This is a genomic window from Gilvimarinus agarilyticus (assembly GCF_000832015.1).
Taxonomy (GTDB): domain Bacteria; phylum Pseudomonadota; class Gammaproteobacteria; order Pseudomonadales; family Cellvibrionaceae; genus Gilvimarinus; species Gilvimarinus agarilyticus.
In genome coordinates, this window is the sequence record NZ_JXCJ01000001.1 from 3,084,188 (window position 1) to 3,099,555 (window position 15,368).

The 15,368-nt window shown below is 54.2% G+C and carries 15 protein-coding genes; 6 read left to right on the plus strand and 9 right to left on the minus strand.

The features are described 5' to 3' along the window. Positions 1–12 precede the first annotated feature (12 nt). From truD to SD69_RS13530, 4 genes are read right to left on the minus strand one after another with little or no spacing between them, the layout of a single operon-like run. The gene (gene truD / locus SD69_RS13515) at positions 13–1,005 is read right to left on the minus strand and encodes a tRNA pseudouridine(13) synthase TruD (protein WP_041523635.1); all 993 of its coding nucleotides are present in this window, start codon (positions 1,003–1,005) and stop codon (positions 13–15) included. After that, positions 998–1,489 carry a 2-C-methyl-D-erythritol 2,4-cyclodiphosphate synthase gene (gene ispF / locus SD69_RS13520; protein WP_041523636.1) on the minus strand — a complete coding sequence of 164 codons (492 nt, stop codon included), beginning with the start codon at positions 1,487–1,489 and terminating at the stop codon, positions 998–1,000. The genes truD and ispF overlap by 8 nt, the downstream gene beginning before the upstream one ends. A gap of 2 nt (positions 1,490–1,491) precedes the next feature. Further along, the gene (gene ispD, locus SD69_RS13525; RefSeq protein ID WP_041523637.1) at positions 1,492–2,205 is read right to left on the minus strand and encodes a 2-C-methyl-D-erythritol 4-phosphate cytidylyltransferase; all 714 of its coding nucleotides are present in this window, start codon (positions 2,203–2,205) and stop codon (positions 1,492–1,494) included. Positions 2,206–2,214: 9 nt separating this feature from the next. Beyond that, positions 2,215–2,493 carry a septum formation initiator family protein gene (locus SD69_RS13530; RefSeq protein WP_041523638.1) on the minus strand — a complete coding sequence of 93 codons (279 nt, stop codon included), beginning with the start codon at positions 2,491–2,493 and terminating at the stop codon, positions 2,215–2,217. 138 nt (positions 2,494–2,631) lie between these two features. Between SD69_RS13530 and SD69_RS13535 the strand changes: the two genes are divergently transcribed. Next, entirely contained in the window at positions 2,632–3,027 is a 396-nt protein-coding gene (locus tag SD69_RS13535; protein ID WP_041524823.1) for a DUF3859 domain-containing protein, read from the plus strand. Between the two features lie 36 nt (positions 3,028–3,063). Here SD69_RS13535 and SD69_RS13540 read toward each other — a convergent pair whose 3' ends face one another. Next, positions 3,064–3,837 (minus strand): DUF748 domain-containing protein, encoded by a 774-nt coding sequence (locus tag SD69_RS13540; protein WP_041523639.1) that lies wholly within the window; start codon positions 3,835–3,837, stop codon positions 3,064–3,066. Between the two features lie 63 nt (positions 3,838–3,900). Then, positions 3,901–4,257, minus strand: a complete 357-nt coding sequence (locus tag SD69_RS13545; protein WP_041523640.1) for a hypothetical protein — start codon at positions 4,255–4,257, stop codon at positions 3,901–3,903. 167 nt (positions 4,258–4,424) lie between these two features. Here SD69_RS13545 and SD69_RS13550 point away from each other — a divergent pair, with 167 nt between their 5' ends. The 3 genes from SD69_RS13550 to SD69_RS13560 all read left to right on the plus strand — a co-directional run bounded on the left by SD69_RS13550 (position 4,425) and on the right by SD69_RS13560 (position 7,282). After that, positions 4,425–5,990 (plus strand): FMN-binding glutamate synthase family protein, encoded by a 1,566-nt coding sequence (locus tag SD69_RS13550; protein WP_052481159.1) that lies wholly within the window; start codon positions 4,425–4,427, stop codon positions 5,988–5,990. Continuing rightward, a complete protein-coding gene (locus SD69_RS13555; RefSeq protein WP_041523641.1) occupies positions 5,983–6,513 on the plus strand; it encodes a DUF3806 domain-containing protein in 531 nt (176 codons plus the stop codon). The genes SD69_RS13550 and SD69_RS13555 overlap by 8 nt, the downstream gene beginning before the upstream one ends. 208 nt (positions 6,514–6,721) lie before the next feature. Next, positions 6,722–7,282: a TMEM165/GDT1 family protein gene (locus SD69_RS13560; RefSeq protein ID WP_041523642.1), complete on the plus strand. Its 561-nt coding sequence runs from the start codon at positions 6,722–6,724 to the stop codon at positions 7,280–7,282. Positions 7,283–7,425: 143 nt separating this feature from the next. Here SD69_RS13560 and SD69_RS13565 read toward each other — a convergent pair whose 3' ends face one another. Together SD69_RS13565 and SD69_RS13570 are read right to left on the minus strand one after the other, a co-directional pair. Beyond that, positions 7,426–7,929 carry a GNAT family N-acetyltransferase gene (locus SD69_RS13565; RefSeq protein WP_041523643.1) on the minus strand — a complete coding sequence of 168 codons (504 nt, stop codon included), beginning with the start codon at positions 7,927–7,929 and terminating at the stop codon, positions 7,426–7,428. A gap of 214 nt (positions 7,930–8,143) precedes the next feature. Continuing rightward, positions 8,144–9,619, minus strand: a complete 1,476-nt coding sequence (locus SD69_RS13570; RefSeq protein WP_157471685.1) for a DUF1593 domain-containing protein — start codon at positions 9,617–9,619, stop codon at positions 8,144–8,146. Between the two features lie 694 nt (positions 9,620–10,313). Here SD69_RS13570 and SD69_RS13575 point away from each other — a divergent pair. Together SD69_RS13575 and SD69_RS13580 are read left to right on the plus strand one after the other, a co-directional pair. After that, complete coding sequence (locus SD69_RS13575) at positions 10,314–11,909, plus strand: ABC-F family ATPase (RefSeq protein WP_041523644.1); 1,596 nt, start codon at positions 10,314–10,316, stop codon at positions 11,907–11,909. A gap of 138 nt (positions 11,910–12,047) precedes the next feature. After that, entirely contained in the window at positions 12,048–12,923 is an 876-nt protein-coding gene (locus SD69_RS13580; protein WP_041523645.1) for a prohibitin family protein, read from the plus strand. Positions 12,924–13,116: 193 nt separating this feature from the next. On the opposite strand, the gene SD69_RS13585 is transcribed toward SD69_RS13580, so the two are convergent. Continuing rightward, entirely contained in the window at positions 13,117–15,294 is a 2,178-nt protein-coding gene (locus tag SD69_RS13585) for a TonB-dependent siderophore receptor (protein ID WP_041523646.1), read from the minus strand. Positions 15,295–15,368 lie beyond the last annotated feature (74 nt).

Below are 15,368 nucleotides of genomic sequence, written 5' to 3' on the forward strand. Positions count from 1 at the left end.
AAGCCGTTCAAATCAGGCCTCTGACAGCCGCTCCGGGAGCTTGGTCAGCAGCAGCTCGGCGATCACCGAGGTGGCGTAACAGCCCACGCCCAAGGCAAAGTCGAGGCGCAAATCCTCGCCCTGCCACTGCCAGCTTAAGTTCTGTGCTTTAGAGACGAGCGCCCGGCGATCTTGATTAACACCGGTAAACTCCAGCGGCTCGCACCAATGCTGCCAGGGTGCCAGCACTTGCTCCTCCAGCGCCAGTGCAGCACCTGCAACCTGAGGCCTACCCCGGCCCCACAGTGGGCCACTGGGCAGCGCGTCACCGCTTATCTCGATGGGTGACTCGTCAGGCATGAGCTCGCGCCAGCAATCGCGCTTGACGCGCTCCGCCAACACTTGGTTAAACAGGTACGAGCGCGCCGCCGACAGTGCCATAGAACGCTTGGGCCGGTTTTTAATACGCACCTGATCGACCAGTAAACGCTGCGCCAGTACCAAATTACCGCCGTCGATACCAAAGCGCTGCGGGCCAAAATAATTAGGTACGCCGTGCGTGGCAATGTCGGTTAAGCGCTGCTCGAGCGCTGCCACATCAGCGCTTACCGCGCGCAATAAAATACTAAAGCGATTACACAGATGCTGGCCCCGGCGCAATTTTTGCCGGTGGCGCGAAACCTCTAGCACCCGGATGGTGTCGGTTTGCAGGGCCCGCCAATCGGGCTCTGGCGCTTTGGGCAGATACACGCTAAACCACTGGCGGGTAATGGCGTGGCGGTCTTTAAGCCCGCAGTAGCCAATATCGCGGGTTTCAATACCCGCCAACGCTGCTATTTGGCGGGCGATCCAAGCGGTGTTATCGCCGTCTTTCTCGATGTACAAATAAACATGCTCACCCTCGCCCGAAGGGCTAAAGCCAAGCTCTTCGGTCACTAGAAAATCGGCATTCTCGGTCCGAAAGCCCGCCTCACCCAACAAATCGCCGTAGGCGCGGGGAAAGTTAATCTCAAACTCTTCAGGCACAGGGCTCTCCGACCAAAGGTTTTAATAAGACGCTCGCCTGCGCGGCGATGCCCTCTTCGCGGCCGGTAAAGCCTAGCTTCTCGGTGGTGGTAGCCTTTACGTTGACCTGATTAAGTGCGCAATCTAAATCGGCGGCGATGGCCTCGCACATGGCGGATATATGCCTCGCCATGCGCGGTGCCTGAGCAATAATGGTCATATCGGCGTTGCCCAGTTGCCAACCGCAAGCACGCATTTTTTGATTTACCAGACGCAGCAGCTCACGGCTATTGGCCCCTTTATACTGCGGGTCGGTATCCGGAAAGTGGTGGCCAATATCCCCCAGTGCACAGGCGCCCAGCAACGCGTCGCACAAAGCGTGCAGCAACACGTCGCCATCGGAGTGGGCCACTAAGCCATGGGTATGCGGGATCACCACCCCACCGATCACAATTTTATCGCCCGGCCCAAATTTATGAACATCGTAGCCCTGCCCTATGCGCATGTTTACTCCTCCCTCTGGTGACGCAGGATTGCCTGCGCCAGTAGTAAATCTTCTTGGCGGGTCACCTTAATATTGTCGGCCCGTCCCTCAACCACAATAGCGCTGGCGCCCCCGTGCTCCATGGCACTGGTTTCATCGGTTACCGCAATACCGCTGGCTTTTGCCTCTTGCAGTGCGCGCTGCAATGCCTGACGCCGAAAACACTGAGGGGTTTGCGCCGCCCACAATGCACTGCGATCCACCGTGGTCTTTACCCGATCATCGCGCACCTGCTTAAGAGTGTCATTCACCGGTATTGCCAACAGGCCACCGTCTGCATCGCCGGCGCGTACCCTGTGCAGTAACCGCTCGATATCGGCGACCTGCACACAGGGGCGCGCCGCATCGTGCACCAGCACCCAATCATCCGCTCCGGCAAACAGTTGCAGCGCGTTCAATGCTTGCAACACGGAGTCAGCTCGCTCGGCGCCACCGGTTACCGTGTGCACTTTGGGGTGGCCGGCCAAAGCCAGAGTGCGCCAGTGGGCATCATCCGGGCCCAAGGCCACCACAACGCCTTTTATATCGGGCACCGCTAAGAGTTTCTCTAGGGTGTAAGCCAGGATGGGCTTGCCATCAATGGGTAGGTATTGTTTTGGGGTATCGCTGCCCATGCGGGTACCACTGCCCGCCGCAGGTACAATAGCCCAGCATCTGCGCGCTAGATCTTCTGGCATAGAGGTGTCTTATTCGTCGGGGGTGTGGGTCATAAAGAAGGTTTCGCCGTCTTTGATCATGCCAATATCGTGACGGGCCCGCGCCTCGACCACTTGATGGCCGGTTTTTAGATCCTCGACCTCAACAGCCAGCACGCGGTTGCGCTCCAGTAGTTGCTCATTTTTAGCACTTTGGCGGGCGATCTCTTGCTCCAGTCGGGCACGGTGAGCATAGCTGCCATCCCCGACCCAAAGCCGGTATTGCAGCCCCACAAATATCACTATCAAAATCGCGAGCAACCATTTCATAGGCGGCAGTTTATCGCAGCTTGGGGGTAAGGGCTATCACAGTCGACCATTCTGGGGGTACCGCTCACAGTTAACAGCCGGTGCGCGCCGGTGTATAGTAGCGCCCGCTCTATTAACCCTTTATTGCATCACACTCTCATGGCCAAAAAGAAATACCACGTTAAGCTTAAAAGCTGGGGCATTTACACCCCCTGGGACAGTGAGTCTAAGGCGCTGCCTAAGCTACTTAAAGTCACCCGGGAAATCCCCTGCCAGCTGGATATTGAATTCGGCTATATCGCTAACATAAAAAAAGCCAAAAACAAAAAGCTGCAGTATTGTATTTACCACCCGGACATCCCAGGTGACGACGGCGAGCCACTGGCGCCTTTTAGTGGTGAAGAGTTTATCCGGCAGAACGACTGGAACTTTTTTATCGGCGACACCATTTGGGCCCCTGTAGAAAACAAGCAGGGCCCCTGGCGTATTACCCTCGCGATTGAGGGCGAGCTTATCGCCGACGAGACATTCACTATCGTAATGCCCGGCGCTTAATCGGCGGCACGGTTGCGAGCCCCGCCCGCTGGCAGGTTATTTGTCGTCGCTAAACATTGATTTTAAGCCGTCTAACACCTTCTTATCTGACTCAGACACCTTATCTTCAATTGCTTTGGTCGCCTCTTCTATAGCGCGATCGCGCAGCTCGTCTTCCAGGCGGTCCTGCGCTTTATCCATCAGTGGCTTCACTATCGCCAGCGCCAATTCTTTCGGAGTTAACCCCTGTTCACGGCTGCCAATATTGCTCTGATTAATGCCTTCAAGGGTTACCGTGCGATTTTTAAAACTGGGCGAGATCACCGACATTTGCGTGTTAGTAAACGAGAGCTTCTCTACCATAAAGCGCAACTCTTTGGTCTGGCCCTGGGGCTCCGCCTCGGGCTTGGGTTCGCCACCGGCAAACTGTGAGCGCACGTTATCGAGTATCTCTTGCACATTGGTGCCGGTTGCACCGTCGTGCTCGGCGTTTAAGGTTACCCCATCAATCAGGATCTCATTCAGCACAATCACATCCGATCTCACGCTGGCAGGTTCAATCTGCAACGCTACCTCGCTAAACTGAAACAGGTTATCCGAGGTGTAGCCTGGCGGATTGGCGATACTCAAGCCATAAATTTCGCCCCTGCCCTTGAGCAGCTCGATATGCACCCGGTCAACATCCACCTGCGTTTTAGTCACATCGGTGCCGACCTTCTCGATACCCGACTCCACCAATGAGTCCAGATTGCTAAACAGGTAGTACAGGCCACCTGCTACCGCCACTACGATCAACAGCAGTACGATTAAAATAATTTTTGAGGCTTTCATGGTTTGATCCTTTTCTGTCGTGATCTCGTAAGTTCATTCAACCGGGCCGCGCATCACATACGCTTAATTACTGGGTACGTTTTGCGCCCCGGAGGCTGGATCGCCGGCGGCTTGCTCCTCATCCAGCTCGGTTAGCGCTTTGCGGGCGCGCACCATCTCTGACTCGACCGAGTCGACAATGGCATCCCACCCCTCCACAATCACTTTATTGGCTTTAGCGACCATAGCACTCACCGACTGCTGTTCGATTTGTACCAGCTTTTTACGTTGTTGCGCCACATTCTGGCGCAAGCTCGTCATCTCTGAGCGCAGCGAGGCCACCTCAGCGCTGAGTGCCTGTTCTCGCTGGTAGCCCATATACAGCACCGCAGCTTGCGCCAGCACCACAACCCACAATAAAACCATCATTAATCCACGCATGATTTTTTACTCCGCCGATGTACCATACAAAACCTTAAGCCACTGCAGCAAACATGCAGCCGGGCGCAAAAAAGCCTATCATAGCGCGATAGCAACCGGTTAACGCTTTAAGCGCCACCAGCCGGCTAGATAAGCCAACAAAAGACTCTCAACCGAAGCCAGATTTCATGACCAACGACAATTTCGCCCTGTCCGCACTAAACGCTTTCGCGCTGCTGTTTATTGGTTTGCTCGTGGTGCTTATTATCACCGTGATCGTCCTTTACATCATAGACGTGAATCAAAACACCCACACCATTAGACGCAACTACCCGGTTATTGGCCGCTTTCGTTACCTTTTTGAACATATGGGTGAGTTTTTTCGCCAGTACTTCTTTGCCATGGACCGCGAAGAGATGCCCTTTAACCGCGCCGAGCGCTCGTGGGCCTACCGCGCGGCCAAAAATGTCGATGCCAATATCGCCTTTGGCTCGACCCGCGACCTATCGCCCACCGGCAGTGTGATGTTTTTAAACTCGGCCTTCCCCACCCTCGAGCAAGACGCTGCGCTGCCCTCAGAGGTTACCATCGGGCCATACTGCCGCACGCCTTACACCACCAGTTCGATCTTTAACATCTCGGGCATGAGCTACGGCGCCCTGTCACGCCCCGCCGTACGGGCGCTATCGGCCGGTGCCGCCAAAGCCGGCTGCTGGCTAAACACCGGTGAAGGCGGCCTATCGCCCTACCATATGGAAGGTGGCGGCGATATTGTGTTTCAGGTAGGCACCGCCAAATACGGCGTGCGCGACGCCGAGGGCCACCTAAGCGATGAGCGCTTAAAAGTTATCGCCGGGCACGACAACGTGCGCATGATCGAGGTCAAGCTCAGCCAGGGCGCCAAACCCGGCAAGGGCGGTATTTTACCCGGCGAGAAAGTCACCGCCGAGATCGCCGAGATTCGCGGCATTGCCGAAGGGCACCCGTCCATCAGCCCCAACGGCCACCCGGATATCCGCTCGGTCGACGACCTACTGGATATGCTGGAACATATTCGCGAAGTCACGGGCAAGCCGGTGGGCTTTAAAGCCGTGATTGGCGATAAAGGCTGGCTGCGCGACTTGGTGCAAGCCGTTAAACAGCGGGGCATCGACCGCGCACCGGATTTTATTACCATCGACAGCTGCGACGGCGGCACCGGCGCCGCGCCACAACCACTGATGGACTTTGTCGGCCTGCCGCTAAAAGAGAGCTTGCCCTGGGTATCGGATTTGTTAAACCAAGCCGGCCTTAAAGAGCGCATTAAAATCATCGCCTCAGGTAAGTTAATTACCCCGGCGAAAGTCGCCTGGGCGCTGGCCTGCGGCGCCGACTTTACCGTTAGCGCACGGGGCTTTATGTTTGCTTTAGGCTGCATTCAGGCCATGCAGTGCCATAAAAACACCTGCCCCACCGGGGTCACCACGCACGATCCAAAGCTGCAAAAAGGCCTCGACCCCACCGACAAAGCCACCCGCGTAGCACACTACCAGCGCAATATGACCTACGGCGTCGGCCTGATTGCCCACGCCTGCGGCGTCACAGAGCCGCGCCAGCTGCGCCGCAGCCACGTACACGTTGTCGCCGCTTCTGGCCTCTCTGCGCCATTAAGTGAAACTCATCCCGAACCTATCACTCTGATAGATGATCAAACCCGCCCTGAGGTGCCACAGCGCCAACTCAGCGGTAACCCAAAGGAGCTAATCGATGAGTAAATGGTTGCGTAACGCCCTACTGCTGCTGGCATTTATCAGCCCCTTTAGCAGTGCCCAATTTGAGCCGCAATACCCCATTATTGAGGAGCTAAGCTGGACCGACAGCAGCTATCTGGCCAAACAGCGGGCGCGGGTTGACCGATTAACCCGCGAAAACACCGGCACCCCGATTCGCGGCGACAAAACCGATTTAAACACCTTGCAGCGTGTCGTCGATCGCGAGTTAGTCGCCAACGATGACAAGCTCACCCTGCAAGCATTGGGCGTAGTGCTCGCCGACGTCATGCTCACCGCCGAGCCCGCGCTCGAGTGGAAAATCTACGAAGACAAGCGCGGCCGCTCGCGCGCGCTTTGCATCAAAGACACGCAGGATTGTCTGTTTCCGGTTACCATGCTGTCGCGGCGTATGAAGGTAGGCTTAAAGCCCGACGTTAAAAAAGTGTACGTGGAGGCGATGGAGCTAGTGGGCGCACAGCTGCCGCCGTTGCCCTATGGAGAAAAGCGGGAGTACCTCCCTTACTAATGTAAATTTCGATGACGCCGGTGGCGGAGGTTGGCGGTATATGTGCAAACGTGGCCAACCTCTCTGCCTTCAGCGTTCACCTTCTCCGTTTGCTTACCCGTAAAATAAGTCGGCACCCAGATCGGCGGCGGAATTTAAAAAAACGCGCTTCGTCGCAATTAACCAAAAGCTCTAGCAATCAACCTCACAGACCAATTTAGATAAAAGTATGGAAGCATTAATAGGTTCAACCCTCGCCGTGGCTATTGCGGAGATGGGCGATAAAACTCAACTGCTCGCCCTTTTGCTGGTGGGCCGCTATGGCCGACCGGCGCTTATTTGTTTGGGCATTTTAGTGGCTACGCTAATCAACCACGGCTTATCGGCCTGGCTGGGCGACTGGATCGGGGGGTTAATTCCACCCCAGTGGCTACCTTGGATTGTCGGCGTCAGTTTTCTTGCCGTCGCCCTGTGGATGCTAATACCCGACAAAGCCGATGACACCGACGGCCGATTTGCCGCACTCGGCCCCTTTGGCGCAACTTGTGTACTGTTTTTTCTCGCCGAGATTGGCGATAAAACCCAAATCGCCACGGTGGTGCTCGCCGCTAAATACAGCGCGACCTGGATGGTGATTATCGGTACAACACTCGGCATGCTGCTTGCCAACGTACCGGTGGTTATTTTTGGCCGCTGGATACTGCAACGCATTAATTTAAAGTGGGTACATATCGGGGCATTTGTATTGTTTTTGGGATTTGCGTTGGCGAGTTTTTGGCAGGGATTTTGAGAGGACTAGAACGGTGAACGATAAATGCTAACGAGGCGTTAGCTGCTCAATATCAGTGAGGACCAACACCCCTCAACACTATACGTCATTCCGTGCAGAGCGAAGCGGCGACACGGAACCCAGTGTCGTTACCTATGCTTAATTCACATAGGTAAAACGTATCGAACCTCCGCCACATTTCCGTGTGACTCTTCTGTTTTTTCTTTTCCCTCCAGGGAAAATCCGTGAGACTCGTAGAATTGAATGGCACGAACATTTTGTTTTGCTACCCACAAGTAAAGTGTCTGGTAGCTAGCCGAAGTCTCCTTCACCACGTCTCGCAACAAAGCGGTACCGACACCTGAGCGCCACGCCGTAGGTTTTACATTTATACCCACCAACTCCGCCGAGCGTTCACCATCTAAATCTGCATCTCTCGCTGGGCCGAATACGCTAAACCCTAGCAAAACGTCGTCATTTACCGCCACTAAATACCGCCCAGGCCCAGAGTGCTTTAACGCCCTCTGCCAGTTTGAGCGGTATATTTCCACATCCATTGAATCAATAAACTCTTCGGGCATAATTCCTGAGTAGGCAGACTTCCACGCTTGAAGCTGCACCTGAGCAATCTCTTCAGCATCTGCAACGCTCGCTTCCCGAATATGCATAGCAACTTCCTTTTTCTTGCTGTCGCCTCCAAGCTTGGCGGCAGTAACCTACCATTGTAATCGTATAGCACCCAAGGCACTCCGAAGCTAAAAGGCCACTGGATACCGGCTCAAGGCCGGCAGGACGAGTAGACTACAATCACTCGCCCCGCCCGGCGATGCGGGGACATCAAAAGCTTCGGTCGCCATCAAAGGCGAGCAACCAACCACCCAACTACGGCTCTACCGTCACAATCACCCGCTTATAACGCGTCAAAGGCGGCAAGCCGCGATCAGTAACCTTCACAATAAAATGCAATTGTTGCGGCTGCTGTACCTCGGGTGCACGCACATGCACTCGCACCATATTCTCGGCGCTGTTAATGGCCACCGCGTCTTTCATGCTGCCGACTTCTGGGTAGTTAAACCACCAATACGTCAGGCTGTCGCCGTCTGGGTCGTGGGTACCGCGAGCATCCAAGTGAAAGTAACTTCCTGATTTAATCGACATCTGCTCGGAGTGATTTAACACCACCACCGGGGGATGGTTCGCATCGTCGTAAGACTTTACGCCCCAATCGATCCGAGCGGCAAAATCGTTTTGTAGCTCATCACGCCAGCGCCATAAGGTCGCGCGGTAATCGGTAAAAAATTGTTCGCCCGCTTTGATTGAGCGCCCAAAGCTGGATGCGCGCGACGGCGTGTAGGTGTCAACCGCATTGGTCCAGATTGGACGGGTCTCGGCCTCAACCGGTACACCGCCGGTAAAACCCTCTGGATCTAGGTCTTGTAGCTCTGGGGTGTATAGCTCGTAGCGGCCTCCCCAACCACCCCAGTCAGGACGCTCGGGCACACTCAAGCCATTGGGTATTAAATTAAGCCAAGCGGGTGTGTCGCCTTCCATACCATAGGCAACATCCGGGTATTGCGCACCCAGCGGCCCGTGCGATTGCTGAATATTGCTGGCCAACCACTCGTTGCTGATGGTGGCATTGTCGATGCCATCAATCACCGCGCTAATACCCGTCCACGTGGCCGCGCCGTAACCGCCGGGGCTTACTACATAAAAAAGCTCGGGGAAGTTTTGCCGTATCCAGGCGGCCGAGTCGTCTTGGTCGGAGATGGTGTATACCCGTAACTTGGCGATTAATTCTTTAAGTTCAGCCTCGGACTTTGTTTCCCGCAGTCGATACAGTGCCTGTGCCAAAACATTTGGTCCGCCCCACACCGAAACCCAAAGAGGCCGGTCATCGTCACGCTCAAGTACCTTTATAATCCAGTCTGAACCCTCGGAGTCTTTATCTGGGCCTACACCGTCCATTCCGTAAACGGCCAGACCTGACTTTACGAGGCTTTGTAACTGACTCGCTTTAGGGTAACCTTTTTCGTGCTTTAACAGGTTGTCACGCACGGCGTTATAGGCATCAATAATTTTCTCTAGGGTTTCGGGTGCCACCATGGTTTTTTGATGAACCGAAGTAGTAGGCACCACACCTTCTATGTCTATCTGATTCGCGTAATGCAGCAGCCGTACAAACGTCTGTGCATCGTCCGGGTCGGCTTCAATATCAGTGAGCACCAACAACCTTTGGCGCGATTCGGGTTGCGGCGCAGCATCCGATTTACTGACGGCCTGAACGGGCCATATGGCTACCAGCACAAGCGGCAAAAAGATTCGAAGGGACCGCACTAAGCGGGATGAGCAGTTCATACCAAAAAGCCTCTAGCTACTATTTTTATTCGGCGAGCAGCTTATATACACTCGCAACAGGTAATAGTCATTATGACTTATAGATCGACTTGCGTCACCCCAATATTGCCGTAACAACGCTACGTTAGCCGTTATTATTTAACCTTCGTGATAAAGCCCAAGTGCGAAAAAATATGCGTCGGGGCGGCCTTTGACGCGCAAGGATGCACTCATCCCGCGAGCGCATGTGCCCCACATGGATGTGGGAAGTAGAACAACGCAGGAATTGCCTTTTGGTTACTTTTCTGGCCAAACAGAAAAGTAACTCGCCCGCCCGGCGACTGAGGGCACACAAGGCAGTAACCTACTAATGTAATCGTATAGCACCCAATGCACTCCGTAGCTAAAAGGCCACTAGATACCGGCTCAAGGCCGTTATGACGACGTAGCGAAAATCGCGACGAGCATAAACAAAACTGTGCCCAACCAACACAATCGTATAGCACCCAATGCACTCCGAAGCTAAAAGGCCACTAGATACCGGCTCAAGGCCGGTATGACGCTGAAACCCCGCTTTAGCCGCACCCTCCCCCGTAACACCTTTACCGTTGATGTATCCCCCCACTTCTGGGACAATCGCGCGCCTCTGGCGATAACCCAGATCAGCTCAACATCTGCGCCCCGCAACCACCCTCACTACCTGACAGGATTACCCGTGCTCACGACCGCCAATATCACTATGCAGTTCGGCGCCAAGCCGTTATTTGAAGACGTTTCGGTTAAATTCGGCAACGGCAACCGTTACGGCTTAATCGGCGCTAATGGCTGTGGCAAATCCACCTTTATGAAGATTCTGGGGGGCGATTTGGTCCCCAGCGCCGGTAACGTGTCGCTCGACCCTGGTGAGCGTATCGGTAAGCTGCGCCAGGATCAGTTTGCCTTTGAGCAATACTCGGTCGTGGATACCGTCATTATGGGCCACGCCGAGCTGTGGACGGTAAAAGAAGAGCGCGACCGTATTTACAGCTTACCCGAGATGAGTGAGGCCGACGGTATTCGGGTGGGCGACTTAGAAGCTGAGTTTGCCGAGATGGACGGTTACACCGCCGAGTCGCGGGCCGGCGAGTTGCTGATCGGGCTGGGCATTGGCGTCGAGCAACATTTTGGCCCCATGAGTGAAATCGCCCCCGGCTGGAAGCTGCGGGTGCTGTTGGCGCAGGCGCTGTTCTCGGACCCGGATGTACTGTTGCTGGATGAGCCTACCAACAACCTGGACATCCACACCATTCACTGGCTAAGCGAGACCCTTAACCAGCGCAACAGCACCATGGTAATCATCTCGCACGACCGACACTTTTTAAACAGCGTGTGCACCCATATGGCCGATGTCGATTACGGCGAGATTCGCCTCTACCCTGGCAACTACGACGATTACATGACGGCGGCCACCGCTGTACGCGAGCGCCAGTACGCGGATAACGCCAAAAAGAAAAACCAAATCGCCGAGCTGCAACAGTTTGTCAGCCGTTTTTCGGCCAATGCCTCTAAGGCCAAGCAGGCCACCTCGCGCGCTAAGCAAATCGATAAAATTCAGCTGGAAGACATTAAACCCTCTAGCCGGGTGAATCCGTTTATCCGTTTTGAGCAAGATAAGAAACTGCACCGTTTAGCCCTTGAGGTACACAACCTCACCAAAGGCTTTGACGAGGGCCCGCTGTTTAAGCCTTTTGATTTAATGGTTGAAGTGGGCGAGCGCATTGCGGTTATTGGCGAGAACGGCGCGGGTAAAACCACCCTACTGCGTACCTTGCTGGGCGAGCTTACGCCGGATAGTGGTACGGTTAAGTGGTCCGAGAACGTTAAAATCGGCCACTACGCCCAAGACCACACCAGCGACTTTGCCAATAACGAGACACTGTTTGAGTGGATGAGCCAGTTTAAGCCGGTCAACGGCGATGAGCAGTTAATTCGCGGCACACTGGGGCGCTTACTGTTTAGCAACGACGATATCAACAAGCGCGTGAAGGTTATCTCGGGCGGTGAGCAAGGCCGCATGATTTTTGGCCGGCTGATTCTGCAAAAGCCCAACGTGATGTTGCTGGATGAGCCCACCAACCACCTGGACATGGAGTCGATCGAATCGCTGAATGTGGCGCTGGAGAACTACCCAGGCACCTTGATTTTTGTCAGCCATGACCGCGAGTTTGTCTCGTCCGTAGCCACCCGTATTTTAGAAATCAGCGATAATAAAATTATCGACTTTTCGGGTAGCTACGATGAATATTTAGCGAGTAAAGGGTTGCAGGGCTAGCATCGCCGCAATTGACAGTTTGGCTGCGTGACATTAATCTCACCAGCCCTATAGTGCTAAGCGGCAGCATAAAACAAGCGCGCGCCGCTTAGCGAATAATAAAAACCATTGGATTACATCAAAAAGGACGTTTGCCTTATGTTTCAAAAACAGTTGAATATTAAATGGATTGCCTCCGGCATTTTCGCGTTAGCGGTACTCATCGTCGCTATGAGTTCGGTTTATACCGTCGAGGAGGGCCACGTCGGGATTGTAAAACGCTTTGGCGAGGCCAAGTATCAAGAGAACCCCGGCCTGCACTTTAAAGTCCCCTTTATGGACTCGGTGGAATCGATTGAAGTGCGCACCCGTAAAAACGGCGAGAAAATGGCCAGCAGCACCGCCGAGCAAATGCCGGTAACCGTCGAGGTTTCAGTAAACTGGACCGTTAACAAAGAGGCGGCACTGGAGCTGTTTCGCCGCTATGGTGGCCTGCTGCAATTTGAACAGCGCATTCTCGACCCGCGTTTTCGCTCCGCCACCAAAGACACCATCCCCAAGTTTGAAGCCGAACAGTTGATTCAGGATCGCGCCCTGGCCATTACCGGCATTGAAACCCGGTTAATCGAAGAGATGTCAGAGTTTCCCGTGATCGTGGATAACATTCAGATTGAAAATATCGTACTGCCCAGCAAGTACATTCAATCGATTGAAACCAAACAAACCGAGAAAAACCTGGCCGCCGCCGAAGAGCATAAGCTCGAGCGGCAACGCTTAGAAGCCCTGCGCGAAGTAAACACCGCCGACGCCCAAGCCCAAGGGATTATCAAAGTAGCCGAAGCCGAAGCGCAATCGATACTGCTTAAAGGTGAGGCCGAGGCAAAAGCCATTGAGGCAAAAGCGCGCGCACTGCGTGACAACCCCTTGATTGTGAAACTAACCGAGGCGCAAGCCTGGGACGGCAAGCTACCCGCCACTATTTTAGGCAGCGGCACCATGCCGATTATGGACATGCGCGAAGCGGCTAGTAAGTAACGTAACACCGGGGGCTTATCGGCCCCCTTCAATTCTGTTTTACCTTGTTTAACCCGTTAACACCAACCGACACACAGCGTGCTGCAAGACGCCTGGTGCAGAGAGTACTGTAGAAAGTTAACCGTAAAATAATAGAGGCCAAACGGAAGGAAGATTCCCGGGGCGAACATAATACCCCGGGAGCTGTGTGCTTTTAGTTAAAGCGGTAGTTTAAGCTCAAGGTGTAGTTGCGCGGCGTACCATAACGGTACGAGCTAAACTGCCCCACCTGCGAGTAGTACTTCTCGTCGGTGATGTTGGCGGCATTAAACTGCACGCTCAGGTCGTCGGTAAAGTGGTAACGCGCCATTAAGTTGGCCAGCACATACGAATCCTGCTCAAACCGGTCGGGGTTACCGGCGGGGTTAGTACCCTCAGAGTAAGTCTCGTTTTGCCAGTTAACGCCACCACCCAACATTAACCCTTGCAGTGCACCATCAAATTCGTAGGAGGTAAACAGCTTAAAGATCTTGGTGGGGATATCGGTGTTTAGATCATTACCGTTGGCGTCCTCGACCGTGTACTGCGAGTAACCGGCATTGATGTTCCAACCATCGATGGGCTGGCCCACAACCTCCAGCTCAACCCCGCGGCTTTGCGCGCCCTCGGCTGGGTAGTAAGCCGACTGTTGCTCGGGCGTGCCGATAAAATCGGTGTCCAGCTGCGCCAGGTTATCTTGCTGAATATCAAACAGGGCCACGGTGGTGTTTAAACGATCATTCAGGAAGCGGCTTTTTAAACCTATCTCGGCGCTCTTGCCTATTAACGGATCTAAAAACTGGCCGTTAACGTCGCGGCTGCTTTGCGGTTTAAAAATTTCGGTGTAGCTGGCGTACACGCGGTGAGCTTCAGTAACATCGTACAGCGCGCCGGCGTAAGGAATAAATTCATCCTCGTTGCCGTAATCCACGTTGCCGCTCCAGTCAAAGCCAGTGCGCAACCAGGTGGCAACACGGCCACCGATAATAAACTTGAGTTTATCGGTGGCCGAGAGGCGGGTTGCGGCGTAGTAACCGCGCTGTTCGGTCTCGATATCTTGCGACTGGGTGCGCTCGTCCAACCACTCGGGCTCGTACAAATCGCCCCACTCGTAAAAGTTATCAACGTCTACCCGATCATAGCCCCCACTCATATCACCGCCCAGTGGTTGCTGAGTAAAGGTTTCGGCAGCTTGCTCGCTGTAAAGTGCGCCCAACACAAAATCGTGGGTTTGGTTAAACAGGCCAAAGTCGCCTTTTAATTGCACGTCAAAGCTGTCTTGCTTCGATTCACCGTCACTGCGATAGCGCTGCGCGTTTAAGCCGGCACCGGTAACTTTATCCAGCGAGCCGTACACATAAAGCAGCTTGGTGTCTTTTTCGTAGGTTAGGTGATTGTAGTTGGCGAGCAGCTCCCAGCCGTTATTAAACATATGATTGACGCTGGCAAAGTAATTGGTGTTGGTTGTTTCCCAGCGGTTCCAGTCCATGGCGGTGGTTTTGGAAACATCCCAGTCGGCTTTGCTGCCATCAGAGAAGAAGGTAGGCAACGCGCCCCACACGGTACTTTTAGGGTCGCTGTGCTGATAGCTGCTACCCACGCTCAGCACCGTGTTGTCGGTTAAATCGGCCTCTAGCACGCCGTAAAAAACGCTTTTGTCGTCTTCATAGTAATCCACATGGGATTCACCCTCCAGATAACGCCCCACCACGCGGCCACGAAGCGAGCCGCTGTCGTTTAACCCTGTGGCTACATCGGCGGTCAGGCGTTTTTTATCCCAGCTGCCGGTGGCGACCTCGACAAAACCGTTTAAATCGCGGCTGTCGGCGTGTTTGCGCACCAGGTTAATAGAGGCTGAAGGGTCGCCCACCCCGGTTAACAAACCGGTGGCCCCCCGGACAAACTCCACCCGCTCGTAAATGGCGGTATCGGCGACGGTCTCACCCGAGTCGCCCCCTAAGCTCCACGAGGTGGGTACGCCGTCAATCTGGTAACTGTCGATGCGAAAGCCGCGCGAGTAAAAGTTATTGCGTACGTTATCCACCTCCTCCGAGCTAACGCCTACGGCGTTATTCACCGCGTCTAAGATAGTGGTAATGTTCTGATCTTGCATCCGCTCAAAAGTCAGGATTGATACCGATTGAGGCGTCTCTTGCAGCGTTAAACCGAGACCCGTGGCGGTATCCAATGTTTGCTCAACGGCGTACTTACCAGTGACGGTGATTTCTTCGATAGAGCCTTCCTTGGGGCTGATCTGCGCTGAGTTGTCACTGGCTGCATCCTGAGCCAGGCCGAGTTGCGCGTGGGTACACAGCAATATGGCCGCAGAAAGAGGGAGAAGTTTATAGTTCACGAAGGCGCTCCAAACAGTTATGGGTAAAAACTGGGGCGCACAATAACACAAACAACAATCATTATCATTACCAA

Bases quoted from the DNA above. Each gene is read 5' to 3' on its own strand.
- SD69_RS13565 (WP_041523643.1), bottom strand. From the start codon at position 7,929: ATGCATATTCGGGAAGCGAGCGTTGCAGATGCTGAAGAGATTGCTCAG.
- SD69_RS13555 (WP_041523641.1), top strand. From the start codon at position 5,983: ATGAGTAAATGGTTGCGTAACGCCCTACTGCTGCTGGCATTTATCAGC.
- SD69_RS13535 (WP_041524823.1), top strand. From the start codon at position 2,632: ATGGCCAAAAAGAAATACCACGTTAAGCTTAAAAGCTGGGGCATTTAC.
- SD69_RS13570 (WP_157471685.1), bottom strand. From the start codon at position 9,619: ATGAACTGCTCATCCCGCTTAGTGCGGTCCCTTCGAATCTTTTTGCCG.
- SD69_RS13550 (WP_052481159.1), top strand. From the start codon at position 4,425: ATGACCAACGACAATTTCGCCCTGTCCGCACTAAACGCTTTCGCGCTG.
- SD69_RS13530 (WP_041523638.1), bottom strand. From the start codon at position 2,493: ATGAAATGGTTGCTCGCGATTTTGATAGTGATATTTGTGGGGCTGCAA.
- SD69_RS13560 (WP_041523642.1), top strand. From the start codon at position 6,722: ATGGAAGCATTAATAGGTTCAACCCTCGCCGTGGCTATTGCGGAGATG.
- SD69_RS13545 (WP_041523640.1), bottom strand. From the start codon at position 4,257: ATGCGTGGATTAATGATGGTTTTATTGTGGGTTGTGGTGCTGGCGCAA.
- SD69_RS13540 (WP_041523639.1), bottom strand. From the start codon at position 3,837: ATGAAAGCCTCAAAAATTATTTTAATCGTACTGCTGTTGATCGTAGTG.
- ispF (WP_041523636.1), bottom strand. From the start codon at position 1,489: ATGCGCATAGGGCAGGGCTACGATGTTCATAAATTTGGGCCGGGCGAT.
- SD69_RS13580 (WP_041523645.1), top strand. From the start codon at position 12,048: ATGTTTCAAAAACAGTTGAATATTAAATGGATTGCCTCCGGCATTTTC.
- ispD (WP_041523637.1), bottom strand. From the start codon at position 2,205: ATGCCAGAAGATCTAGCGCGCAGATGCTGGGCTATTGTACCTGCGGCG.